The organism is Psychrosphaera haliotis, from assembly GCF_009728465.1.
GTDB classification, from domain to species: Bacteria; Pseudomonadota; Gammaproteobacteria; order Enterobacterales; family Alteromonadaceae; genus Psychrosphaera; species Psychrosphaera haliotis.
The window spans coordinates 90,645-103,430 of sequence record NZ_WOCD01000002.1 but is presented as its reverse complement, the minus strand read 5'-3'; the positions used below and the strand labels follow the sequence as shown (position 1 = coordinate 103,430).

The 12,786-nt window shown below is 38.6% G+C and carries 8 protein-coding genes and 1 pseudogene; 3 read left to right on the top strand and 6 right to left on the bottom strand.

Annotated features, from left to right (window positions below):
• Positions 1-25 precede the first annotated feature (25 nt).
• Together GNP35_RS15985 and GNP35_RS15980 are read right to left on the bottom strand one after the other, a co-directional pair.
• Positions 26-283 (bottom strand): gamma-glutamyltransferase, encoded by a 258-nt coding sequence (locus tag GNP35_RS15985; protein WP_330997707.1) that lies wholly within the window; start codon positions 281-283, stop codon positions 26-28.
• On the bottom strand, positions 246-1,094 hold the full coding sequence (locus GNP35_RS15980; RefSeq protein ID WP_269139914.1) for a gamma-glutamyltransferase: 849 nt from the start codon (positions 1,092-1,094) through the stop codon (positions 246-248). Before GNP35_RS15980 ends, GNP35_RS15985 begins: the two co-directional genes overlap by 38 nt.
• Positions 1,095-1,195: 101 nt before the next feature.
• Between GNP35_RS15980 and rrtA the strand changes: the two genes are divergently transcribed.
• Positions 1,196-1,771, top strand: a complete 576-nt coding sequence (gene rrtA / locus GNP35_RS04090; RefSeq protein ID WP_155694776.1) for a rhombosortase — start codon at positions 1,196-1,198, stop codon at positions 1,769-1,771.
• Positions 1,772-1,804: 33 nt separating this feature from the next.
• Here rrtA and GNP35_RS16485 read toward each other — a convergent pair.
• The 3 genes and pseudogenes from GNP35_RS16485 to GNP35_RS04075 all read right to left on the bottom strand — a co-directional run bounded on the left by GNP35_RS16485 (position 1,805) and on the right by GNP35_RS04075 (position 8,149).
• A pseudogene (locus tag GNP35_RS16485) lies at positions 1,805-4,254 on the bottom strand (S9 family peptidase).
• A 13-nt stretch (positions 4,255-4,267) separates the two neighbouring features.
• A complete protein-coding gene (sohB, locus tag GNP35_RS04080) occupies positions 4,268-5,317 on the bottom strand; it encodes a protease SohB (protein WP_155694774.1) in 1,050 nt (349 codons plus the stop codon).
• A gap of 111 nt (positions 5,318-5,428) precedes the next feature.
• Positions 5,429-8,149, bottom strand: coding sequence for a VolA/Pla-1 family phospholipase (locus tag GNP35_RS04075; RefSeq protein WP_155694773.1), 2,721 nt, complete (start codon positions 8,147-8,149; stop codon positions 5,429-5,431).
• A 220-nt stretch (positions 8,150-8,369) separates the two neighbouring features.
• Between GNP35_RS04075 and GNP35_RS04070 the strand changes: the two genes are divergently transcribed.
• Positions 8,370-9,110: a YciK family oxidoreductase gene (locus tag GNP35_RS04070; protein WP_155694771.1), complete on the top strand. Its 741-nt coding sequence runs from the start codon at positions 8,370-8,372 to the stop codon at positions 9,108-9,110.
• Here GNP35_RS04070 and GNP35_RS04065 read toward each other — a convergent pair.
• On the bottom strand, positions 9,097-11,067 hold the full coding sequence (locus GNP35_RS04065) for a sensor histidine kinase (protein WP_155694769.1): 1,971 nt from the start codon (positions 11,065-11,067) through the stop codon (positions 9,097-9,099). The genes GNP35_RS04070 and GNP35_RS04065 overlap by 14 nt on opposite strands.
• Positions 11,068-11,170: 103 nt before the next feature.
• On the opposite strand from GNP35_RS04065, the gene GNP35_RS04060 reads away from it, so the two are divergent.
• Positions 11,171-12,727 (top strand): DUF3369 domain-containing protein, encoded by a 1,557-nt coding sequence (locus GNP35_RS04060; protein ID WP_155694767.1) that lies wholly within the window; start codon positions 11,171-11,173, stop codon positions 12,725-12,727.
• The last annotated feature ends 59 nt before the right edge of the window (positions 12,728-12,786 follow it).

Sequence of the window (12,786 nt, the reverse complement as noted above, 5' to 3'; positions counted from 1 at the left end):
GAACGCTTTTCTAAATAGTCACTAGCTAACATCTTAGACACGGAACATCAACGAAGTCACTATCCGCTATATATCTATTTCTATCTGCAAAAGCTAGCTTTGCTGCTTGCGTGTACCTATGAATTGTTTCTGCACTATCTACTGGAAACTCTGTTAAATTATAACGCTCTAAAAGTTTCAATATTTGTAATACAGTAACGCCACCAGAACTTGGGGGTCCCATGCTACACACTTTATATACGTCACTAGCTTGGTATTCGACACAAACAGGCTCCCTTTCTATGGATGTGTAGTTTCTTAAGATCGCTTAAAGACAATAAGCCAGGGGAAATCTCACTAGTTTGTACCGCTGTAACAATCTCTTTAGCTATTGTTCCGGTGTAAAATTCTTCTACGCCATTTTCAGCCAATTTTCTAAGCGTTTTAGCGAAAGGCAAGTTTTTGAGTAACACTCCTTCTTCGATAGCCTTTCCATTGGGATAAAAGTATTCTTTGGCTGGTGAAAGTAATTTTAACCCTGGGTTCATTTCCATCTTTACGAGCGACGCTAATCGAGGGCTAACCATAAAACCCTTTTCGGCTAATTCAATAGCTGGCTGAAATAGCGAAGCCCATGGTAGCTTGCCTTTTTTATTATGAGCATCTGACAACATTCTCATGACACCCGGTGTACCAACAGACTTACCACCAATAACGGCATCAATCCACTTTATTGGCTTCCCATTTATATCCAAAAACAGAGCTGGAGTCGCGTTTTGTGGTGCAGTTTCTCTACCATCAAAAGTAGTAACTTTCGATGTTTTTGCATCAAAACTTAGTAAAAATGCTCCTCCACCAATTCCTGAAGATTGGGGCTCTACTAGTGATAACACTAACTGGGCAGCAATTGCCGCATCAGTAGCAGTGCCGCCCATTTTTAACATTTTTAATGCAGCGTCAACGGCGTGCGGATTAGCTGCACTCACCATCGCATTTGTACTCAAACTTGCTTTTGTATAATTAAGACCTGTAAATGCCTCTGGAACAGCTCTAGAAGGCTCGTCTGCAAAAACAGAGCTTGCAAACATTAAAGGAATAAGACTAAATAAGCGCATAACAATCTCGAGTAATCATAAGAAAACATGATAGTAACAAAACCAGATCAAATTCTCATGGAGTTTTCCATCAGCCTACCTAAAAACAAGAGGAGCTAACGTTGCTAGGGTTTCCAACTCAACTGAAATATATAATTGGCCCTGTTTCTGTCGCTTTTTTTATAGTTATCGCCTCTCTTATCCCAGATAATTTTTTGGAAACGCTATATTTCGAACCCAACAAAGCTTTCAGTGGTGAATTATGGAGAATAATCACTGGACAGTTTTTGCATTCAAACAATGCTCATATGTGGATGAATATAGCGGGACTTGCATTAGTTTGGGCCTTACATGGCGATCATTATCGAATTCATCATTTTTGGGTATTAAGTATTGCTGGAATGTTATTGGTTGGTTTATTGGTAACATTATTTAGTGAGTACGGTATTTACACAGGTTTTTCCGGTGTTTTACATTTTCTTCTAGCTTATGGCGCTATGATAGATATCAAAAATAAAGATAAAACGGGTTACCTATTAATAATCGGCCTTATCGCTAAAGTCGCCTATGAGAATATTTTTGGTGCGGCGCAAAGCACAGAACAACTTATTGACGCTAGTGTAGCGGTTGATGCGCACGCATTTGGTTTAGTAACCGGTTTCTTGTTATTTATAGTAATAAAAAGCCTCTATATATAAAATAAAGGCCTTTATAGTATTTTAATTTAAAGCTTAGATACCTAAATTAAGGTTATTCTCAAACAACTTGTATATTCGCCTATATTCATCCAACCAACTTGATGGCTGAACAAAGCCATGTGGCTCTACAGGGTAGATAGCAGTTTCGAAATTCTCTTTCTCCAACTCTATAAACCTCTGAACGAGCCGCACTACATCTACAAAAAAGACATTGTTATCAACCATTGGAGCATTAATCAACAGTGGTTTTGTTAGTCCTTCTGCAAAGTAGATTGGTGAGCTTTTTCTATAAGCAATCATATCGTCTTCAGGTCGATTTAATATATTGGAAGTATAACCATCATTATAATGAGCCCAATCAGATACCGGTCTTAACGCGGCGCCTGCTTGAAATAGATCAGGTTGTGTGAACAACGCCATGAAAGTCATAAAGCCGCCGTAAGAACCTCCGTATGTACCTACTCTATTTCTATCAACGTTCGCATTTGAAACGAGCCAGTTAACGCCGTCTGACAGATCTTCAATCTCTGGAGTGCCCATTTGACGATAGATAGCAGTTCGCCAATCACGCCCGTAACCTTTAGACGCCCTATAGTCCATATCCATAACAACATAGCCTTGCTGTGCAAGCATATTGTGGAACATAAACTCCCTGAAGTAGCCAGACCAACCTTTGTGGCTATTTTGCAAATAACCAGCACCGTGATTGAATATTACTGCTTTCCTTGGCTCACCCTTTTTATAATCGGTAGGGTAATACACTCTTGCATAAATTGGCTTGTCGGTGTTTGTAGAAGGGACTGCTACAATTTCTGGTGCAGTCCAAGGCATCGCTTTAAACTCTTCTGAAACTGTATTGGTCAGTCTAGTAGATTCACCTGATTTGACTGTATATGTATATAAGTCACTAGGTCTTAGTAAATTTGAATGACTAACCAACAACTTAGTTTCATCCGGACTTAAAGAAAACGTATTTTCTCCAGTTTTATCGGTGATGGCAGTTGGATTCATAACCTTGTTAACAGAACTTTTCAGCTTATAAACATGATACTCACCCGGGTGATTTACGTTCGCCCTAAATATAAACTGTGAATCGTTTTTAGTTAAAACAGGGGTTGAAACCTCATACTCACCATCAGTTAACTGTTTAGTTTGTTTTGAATCGATATCTTTAGTGTAAGGTGAGAATATCCTGTTTCTTCCGACAAATAGTAAAGTTTTTCACTGTTGTTAAACCAGCCAAAATCATTAAACGTATAGTTTATCCATGCGTCGTCATGCAATTGATGTTGGTTTACAAACTTATGTTCATTGAGATCTACAGTTGATAACCAGCGGTCTTTGTTGTCCCAAGCCTCAAGCATAATAGCCACTTGTTTACTGCTCTTGTGCCATTGTATTGCTGATTGTGACCATGACCAATCTACTATTAGGTTAATTGTTCTCGGTTTGCTTTCTGACTTATACTCTTTGCCTTCTGCTGCATAGTTTTCTGCTCTAACGTCAGCTAAGACATCTTTATCAAAATCTGGCAGCGAATTTATCGCTAGCTCAAATTTCTCTCCTTTGGCAATATCAACTAACCAAAACTCTTGTTGAACAGGTTTAGCATCGGCTACTCTTCTGCGTACTTTTTCAACTTCGATACGACCATCTTGAGCGATATAGTTAGGCATAACATCCGTATCATCGCGCCAAGATGACTTTTTTTGCACAACAACAATTATTTTCTCAGCATCTGGAGATACCTTGGCTGCTGAGAGTACGTTACCCTTTCCAAAATAAAAGTGCTTTTTATGAGCAAATTTATTCTGTGCTTTAAGGGCCTCATTCGACTCATATCTTTCAATGTTATCTTTGTGCTTATTGGCTACATAATTTATAAGTGAGTGTTGCTCAGACGCTATAAGATCAGCTGGACCTTTAGGCGCTCCGGGCTTGTCACTCATTGACAGCTTAAAGACTTCATTTACTTTTCTATTCTTAATATTATAAGAAATAAATCGATTAGCTTCCCAATAACCAAGCAAGTTATCTTTTACAAACTGTGGTGAAGACTCGTAGTCACTCGTATTCGTAACTTGAGTTACTTTACTAGTTTTTACATCCCATAAAAAAATATCACCTTTAAAAACGTATGCTGCAAACTGGCCATCAAGACTGTAAGTTGTTTGTGACAACTTAGTTTTGTGAGCTTCATCAAAGCCTATTTCTTTAAAACTCTTTGGACTCAAACTGTCCAAACGAATTTGTTTATTCACAGCGGATGATTTTACGTCTTGATTAAAAGTGACATGTCTAGAGTCCGGTAGCCATTTAGGCGATGTTGGTGTTGTTGCAATCCAACTAGGATCAGACATGATTTTTTCTAACGATATTTCCGTATCGCTAGCGGCATAAGAATTAGCGCTAATTACGAATAATGCGCTCAGAATATTAACGGCTAGCCTCGATGTACTAACCTTTATATTAAGTTTTGACATAGTGAATTCCATTTTATTTAGTGTTTGTCACTGACCACGTACTAAGTTTACCTAACACTTTAGTAATTGCAGTAGAAGCAGCGAAACCGAATCGCTCTGCAATATTGTGCTTCACTTTGTACTCAATTTTATAAACATCATATTTATCGACAGCTTCTAGTAGAAGGTCATCGCTTGTCATGACTCTATCAACTAAGTTTAGCGTCAGAGCTTGGCTACCATACCAATGTTCACCTGTTGCTACTTTATCAATATCGACAGAAGGACGGTTGTCGGCGACAAACTCTTTAAATAGTACATGTGTCTCTTCAAGCTCTTCTTTAAATTTTGTTCTAGCCGTGTTGGTATTTTCACCAAGTACCGTTAAAGTACGTTTAAACTCGCCGGCAGTATGTTGCTCAATTTCTACATCATACTTCTTTAACAACTTGTTAATATTTGGTAATTGAGCAACAACGCCTATAGAGCCTATGATGGCAAATGGTGCTGCAACAATTTCATCTGCCACACAGGCCATCATGTAACCACCAGAAGCAGCAACCTTATCTACAGCTACCGTTGTATGAATATTCTTGGATTTTAATCTCGCTATTTGCGATGAAGCTAAACCATATCCATGAACAACACCACCTGGGCTTTCAAGGTTTAGTAGAACTCGATCGCCTTCTTCAGCTATCGATACAATCGCTGTTATCTCTTCTCGTAGAGACTCAGTTGCGCTTGCTTCAACATCGCCGTCAAACTCTAAAACAAATAACCGCGACTTTTCTAACTCTTCAGTGCTACTTTTCGATTTTTTCTTATTTTCTTTTTTCTTGCTTTTATCTTCTGCTTTTTGTTTTTTATCAAAGGCTTTAATTTGTTCTTTAGATAATAATGCTTTCTTTAAATCTTTAATGTCTTCTTGATACTCTTCTGACAAGTATTCAATGTTTAATTCGCCCTTTTTACTATTTTTTGGCTTAATAGCGGCGCCCGCTATAAAACCTAAAACCAACCCAATCGCGACAACTATTGTTGCTGTTTTCGCAATAAACAAACCGTACTCATATAAAAATTCCAACTTTAACTCCTGATGGGCTTAACAATTTAACAAAAAGTGTACTTCATTTGATCTAGCAGTCACAAACAAAAAAACCAGCCGAAGCTGGTTTTTATTAACTAACCGAAAATTCTATGGAGCTGGAGCTTCACAAGCGTTCTCTTCTAGTCCTTCAATAATACCTGCACCAATAGCTGTCGATGAGATATTTATAAGTTTACCGTTTGAACCAAAGAATGTACCAGCCATAATCAATGTTTCAGCATTCACAGCTGAATACAGTGATGGGTAAGGCATTGGTAACGCAGTTGCCGGGCTAAGGATAGTGCTATGTGCGCCATACTTAAATTCAACAATGCTTTGGAAACCAGTTTCTGACATACCACAGTTAGTCACTTTAGTAAGCTCTAGAGACTTTTCTAAACCGCTTGTTCCTGCAATAAAGTTAGTTGAAACTGAATTTGGAACAACCAAGTCAGATGGGTTTAAACCTAAACCAGCTGTTTCAGAACCTTCGTCACCAACCATTTCATAGACTAAAACTGGAGTGCCTGTTTGCTTCAATAAACCAGCATAGTTAGTAGGGTCGCCCGCGTCTAATACAGTTTGAGCTGCAAAAGAGAAAGAGGCAAAACCAGCTTGCATTGCGGCTTGTTGTTCTTCCGTAGCGCTCGCTTGTAATGCTTGGTATGCACATACAAGCGCAACGTTTTGATCAACTACATTATAATTTGCATCAAGCGCTGGACCACATTGCTCAGGATTAGCTGCGACAATCGCACCGAACGCTGCAGGTTCTAAATTAGCCGCTAAAGCTGCTGTTAGCTCGTTGCCAAGTCCATAAATAACTGACGCTTGAACAAGTGGGCCAAATGCTTTTGACTCAACTAAGAAGTTTGCAACACCACCACCTGGGTTAGACAAAACTGAACTGTTAATTTTGTACAGTCCGTCTAGTGCCTCATTACCCGTCGGTGTGTTCGCAACTGCTGTGAAATCAACACCAGTAATAGCACCTAACGAGTGACCAAGATAATGTACATTACTTGTATCTATAACATTTACATCAGGAGCCATTGGATTTGTAAAGTCTGCTAGGCCATTGATTGCTAGACGAAGTTTAAGTCCATCAGCAACTGATTGACGTACATTGTCACGCGCTGATAACAAGCTTTGAAGATTTAGATATGCGGTAGGGTTGTTACCTGGCACGCCAGATGAAGCATTAACAACGATAGGGTCCATGCCTTCAACTTCTACTACGAAACCGCGTTCGCCGTGTAGAGGATGGTCTATAGCCACAGTTACAAAGCCCATAGCTGAAAGAATACCCGTTGCCGCTAGCATGTCTTCTTTTTTAGACGTTATGCCATGCTGAAGGATAACCACTGGCCAACCTGCTTCAGGCTTAACTAAAGGATCCATTAGGCCAAATGCTGGTCTAACCATATTAGCATTGTCAATATTTGGTACCGTAATTTGTACCGGCACTTCCTTCACGCTTTGTACAGCTGGAATAGGATTGTATTTTGTCAAATGACGTGCAGTATCCACACCAAAATCAGCTAAACCAAGTTGTACACACATTTCGTGGTTATCACCTGCGCCAGCTGCTAATGCCGCTTTTTGCTCGTCAGACAAACCGCTTAACGTTGCTCCGCTATCACACATTGCTTTCCAGCGAGTAGTTAGTGCATCAACACCGTCTTCTAAATAGTATGGTAACTCTACCGAAGAACCAAATAAGTTTGCTGTGTTGTAAACCATATAAGCTTGTGACATTGGGTCTGCAGGAATCGCGCCTGCTTGAGCTAACGCCATGGCAACCGTAACTGGTGCTTGTATTGGGTTGCCTTCACCGTCAACACCTACCGTAGCCATTGCTTGTGCCATTGGCATAACAACTGAAGTTGGATCCGCCGCCGCCATCGCGCCAAATGTTTGGCCATTTAACTTTTTAACAACTTGTAACGGATCTGCTGCAGGTAAACCGGCTGATTGAACCGTAAATGCTTGAGTGTAAACAATAGAGGCACCGTCAGCACCTAAATCACCTTCAAGCACGTCTTCAAAGTTGTTGATCATTGTTTGAAGTAAACGAATACCAGCTTGCGTTGAATTTAACTGGTCAGCTGTAAGGCTAGGTAACACGATTGGAGACGTGTTTATATCTGCTTTAATGCTTGAATAAGTGCTAGACGGTAGTAATGAATTACCATTGCTGTCCATTACTTTGTCAGTTAATACTGCAACATAGCTTGCGCCGCCTTCAAAGGGCTTGAGTGGTACGACAGCAATTGAACCACCGCTTAACGTCGCAACAAAATCAACACCAAATGTTAATTTTTCTTCACCTTTACATAACAAACCTGACTTAGCTGGATCCATACAATCTGCATCAGTCAAGCTAGGGAATTTTTCTACTTTATATAGTTCTACTGCACCAGGAACCATAAGGCTAGCAGGGTCAATAGTTACATCGCTTGCAGACGAATAATCTAATGCAATAGTAAATGAGTTCTGTGTTCCCCAACCATCTAGAGCACCAATAGCTGACTGTGGATTTGAAAAGTCAACTTCTTCGCCAGCAGCTTTAGCGGCTGTTTCAGATGGCATTTCAAGTGTACCGTCAGTAGAACCACTAAATAGCAAGTCATTTGGTACTGAAATTTCACCAGCGGAAGGATTAAATACCACGCTGATACGAGGTGTTGTTGCTTTAGCTACTGCAGCAGCTTGCAATTCTGAGCGTTGTGACGCCGTGTCTGTTTGTACATCTGCAAGTGTTGTATCGTCACAGGCGGTAAGCCCGAGCGCACTTGTAATGGCTAAACTAAGTACTAATTTTTTCATTTCTCTCCCCAGAGTCCTAGTTATTATTTTTATTGACGTTATTCCGTCTTTTTTAATTTGGGACAATATTAACAGCTTAGACCAGTCAAAGTTACATTAGATAAATCCAATTAGCTAGTCTTAGGTTTAAAATCAATACAAAAAATTGTTTCTGGTAATGAATTTTAAAGCGATGCCCTGTAACATACGGTTATTATAATAATTGTTGATTAGCTTGAATATGAAAAATTTGCAACTTCCTGAAGATAAAACGATTTTAAAAGACAAAGTTATTTTAGTTACCGGCGCAGGCGATGGTATAGGACGACAGGCTGCCCTTACCTTTGCTAAATATGGAGCTACTGTAATCCTTTTAGGGAAGACAGTTAAAAAATTGGAATCTATTTACGACGAAATTGTTGAATTAGGTGCACCACAACCAGCCATCATTCCATTGGATATGAAAGGTGCCACAGTAAAAAACTATCAAGATATGGCTTTAACTATTATTGACCAATTTGGTCGTTTAGATGGTCTATTGAATAACGCCTCTATATTAAACTCGTTAAATCCAATCGAACACATTAATGAAGAAACGTTTGATAAGGTAATGAAGGTTAATTTTAAAGCTACATTTTTCCTTACTCAATCACTTATTCCAGCACTAAAACTTTCGAAATCACCAAGCGTCTTATTTACTTCAAGTAGTGTTGGTAAGCAAGGTCGAGCATTTTGGGGAGAATATGCGTTTTCTAAGTTTGCAACAGAAGGCTTAATGCAAACTATGGCCGACGAATACGAACACATAGGCATGAGAGTTAACGCAATAAACCCAGGAGCGACTAAAACTAGAATGCGTGCAAAAGCCTACCCTGGCGAAGACGCAAATAAGTTAAAAACTCCTGAGCAAATTATGCCAGCTTATTTACACCTAATGTCAGATGAATCCATTGGCATTTGTGGACAGTCTATTGATCTTTAAGTCTTGTCGGGATTTCAATTATAAATTGTGATCCCTTCCCTAATTCACTTTTAACTTCAATCTTACCCTGTAAAGCCTCGGTTACAATATTAAAAACAATACTCAAACCCAAGCCACTTCCACCTTGTCCTCTTTTTGTCGTGTAAAAAGGGTCAAAGATTTTTTCAATATTACCTTCTGCGATTCCTACACCATCATCTTCAATTGAAATAGTAACACTATCGTTATCATTACTGCAGATTACATTAACGACGCCGCTATCATTTTTTTCATAGCCATGGATTAACGCATTAATCAATAAATTAGAGATTACTTGTGAAAATGCGCCTGGCCTCGTAGATACATTTATACCCTGAGGGCAAGTTAGTTTAAGTTGGATATTCGTTGGCTTATACTTTGGCTTTACCGTATCAAACACTTTGTTGAGGTAATCATGTAAGTTTAACTCTCTTACATCAAAGTTATTTTGGTCCACTGCGACTTCTTTAAAGTTTTTAATAAGAGTTGAAGCCACATTCAGTTGTTCAGTCATCAGAATTAAAAGGTTTCGGTTGTCTAGAATATATTGGTCGAAGCCACTAGCCGTTAAGGAGCCGGAATTCTTATGTGTTTCTAAAGTATTTAGCTGCGATATTGCTTGGCTTACTCCGGTAACAGCTACGCCAAGCGGTGTATTAATCTCATGAGCTACACCTGCAACTAATTCCCCTAAAGACGCCATTTTTTCTGCTTTGACCAGCTCATTCTTGGCGTCGTGTAGATCCTCTAAAGCACCAAGTAACTGCGTATTAGCTTCTTGAAACTCTCTTGTTCTTTCATCAACAGCTAACTCTAGGTTTTCCGTTAACCTTTTTAATTGTGCTGTACGTTCTTCAACTATACCTTCTAGATCTTCATTCATTCGCCATAAACTTTGCGCCATTTTTCTAATATTCACTGATAATGTAACTATTTCTGTTGGGTCTCGGTCCTTAAACTCGATCTCTACCCCCTTCTGGCCTTCTGCAACTTCTCCAACCTTTTTATTTAGCACGGTAATGGGATTTGTTATTTGTTTACTAAACCACATACCTATTAGTAGCGTTGCTATGAGTACTAACACAAAAGCAGTAAAAAGCTGTTTGTAAAACTGGTCAATTGCTGAGAAAACTTCATTACTATTTATGTTCACTTCTACTGCGACTTTTCGACCCGGAATTAATTTGTCTATCGTGATAAAAGGTAATCGCTGAGCTAAGAAACTATTTAAAAAGCCATCATAGGATACTTTTTTTATCGTCACTTTAGGGTTGATATCAGCAACTAGTTTTAGATCTTTCAGCTCAACCCATTGATTGCTTGAATTTATTACAAACACCTGAGAAGAACCTTTTTCACCAAACCCCGTATTGTCGTAAAATGTTTCAATAAAACTTGTAACATCAAGAACTATTTTTAATACACCTTGAAGTTTGCCATCATAAATAATGGGTTCCGCAGTATGAATATATGTTTTGCCAATTTTAGTTTTACTTATTTTAAAAAAGCTATATTGATTTGGCTCATTTTCATTAATTAAGTTGATGCTTTTACTTATATCATTTAGCTCACCCAATGATGCCAATAAGGAGCCGTTAGCTGAGAACGCTTCGATTTTTACCAATACGCTTGATGATGCCATGTAGTCATTCAAGATTTGTCTGATCGCTACAAAATCCTTTGGTTTATTGGACGCAACATAGTTAGTTATTATTGAAGAAAGTAAGGAGTTATCAGATATTGACGGTCCAATTTCTAATAACCCGTCTAATGCTTGTTCAACTTTAATTTCTTGGCCACGTACAAGGGAGTCTAGTCGTTCGTTCAAGTTTTCATTGATATAACTCTTACTAAAATTAACGGTAAGAAAAATAAGGATAATAAGCGCTGCTAAAGCAGTACCCATAACTAAGATTAAAGTACGTGTAAAAATTGACAAATCACTATTCCTCTTCTATTTGTTTAATTTAGTTGTGGATTTCTTGTAATCCTTCACTAAACGTAGCACTTCATTAGTTTTAATTTAGAAGGGAAATGAATATATGACAACAAACGGTTTGAATTCGTCTTTTATGTTTGCTCCAGAAGAAGATGCAGGAATAGCAGAGAAGACAGTAAACCTTGCCCCTTGGATTGTCATTATTGTTGATGATGAGCCTAGCATCCATCAAATCACCGAAATAGCGTTAGGCCAGTTCACGTTTGCAGAACGTCCTCTAGAGTTTTTACATGCATATACAGGTAAGGAAGCTAGAGAGATTATTAGCTCAAGAAACGATATTTCTTTAGTTTTATTAGATGTAGTGATGGAAACAGATGACGCAGGTTTACAAACCGTCAATTATATTAGAAATGAATTAAACAATCATAATATTAGAATTATTCTTCGCACTGGTCAGCCAGGACAAGCGCCAGAGTTAGAAGTCATCGAAAAATATGATATCAACGGCTATAACGAAAAAACTGAACTCACTGCGAATAAACTACACTCAGTCCTGTATACGGCTTTACGGTCTTACCGGGACATTATCGCATTAGATAAGCATCGCCATGGCTTAGAAAAAGTAATTGATGCCACTGCGTCTATTTTGGAAAAGAATTCGATTAAAGAGTTTGCACAAGGCGCGCTTGAACAGTTAGCTGCAATTCTCTACCTAGAAGAGGATATGGTTTTAGTAGAATATGATGCACTAATGGCTACTCGTTCAAAACAAGATATTAATATATTAGCCTCTCTAACATCAGATATGGATAAAAATCACGATTCTGACCTTAACTTTTTAAATACAAATTTTGAGCGTGAAAGTAGTAATTTTGCAACGCACTCTCTAGTAACCGATAAAGATCAAGTTGTATTTACGAACAAATACGGTGACAAGCGTTTAGTACTATCTATTAAAGGCCGCACCGTAATCTCCGATATCGATTACTCGTTAATAGAACTATTCTGTAAAAACGTTGCTATCGCTTTAGAAAATATTGAGCTCTACGAAGAAGTTTCTGATACCCAAAAAGATATTATTTACTCTGTTTGTGAATTAGCAGAGTCTCGTTCACAAGAGACAGGTAATCACGTTCGCAGAGTCGCTATGTACTCTAAGGTCATGGCTGAAAAATATGGCCTAGAGCATGACCAGTGTGAGGAGCTGTTTTTTGCATCCCCATTGCATGATGTTGGCAAAGTTGCGATTCCGGACAACATACTAAATAAACCAGGACCCTTAGATAAAGGCGAGTGGGAAATAATGAAGACTCATGCTGAGGTTGGTTACAACAGCCTAGCTCATCTTAAAAAGCCAATTTTTCAGGCCGGTGCGACCATTGCTGGTGAACATCATGAAAATTGGGATGGTTCAGGTTACCCTAAAGGACTTTCCGGAGAGAATATCCACATTTATGGACGGATCACTGCTGTTGCAGATGTTTTTGACGCCTTAATGAGTAAACGTTGTTATAAACCAGCTTGGGATCAAGCTACCGTAAACAGTTTTATTCTTGAGCAAAAAGGAATAAAGTTTGAGCCAAAGTTAGTGGATATCTTTATAGAGCACTATCAGGAGTTTGTTGACATATTTGAGGCTTATAAAGACCCAGAATAAAAAAGGGCCTATGAAGGCCCTTAACGATAGTTACCTGAAGTAATATCTATTAGAAACAA

Coding starts and splice junctions, on each gene's coding strand:
- GNP35_RS04060 (WP_155694767.1), top strand. CDS start 11,171: ATGACAACAAACGGTTTGAATTCGTCTTTTATGTTTGCTCCAGAAGAA.
- GNP35_RS04075 (WP_155694773.1), bottom strand. CDS start 8,149: ATGAAAAAATTAGTACTTAGTTTAGCCATTACAAGTGCGCTCGGGCTT.
- GNP35_RS04070 (WP_155694771.1), top strand. CDS start 8,370: ATGAAAAATTTGCAACTTCCTGAAGATAAAACGATTTTAAAAGACAAA.
- GNP35_RS15980 (WP_269139914.1), bottom strand. CDS start 1,094: ATGCGCTTATTTAGTCTTATTCCTTTAATGTTTGCAAGCTCTGTTTTT.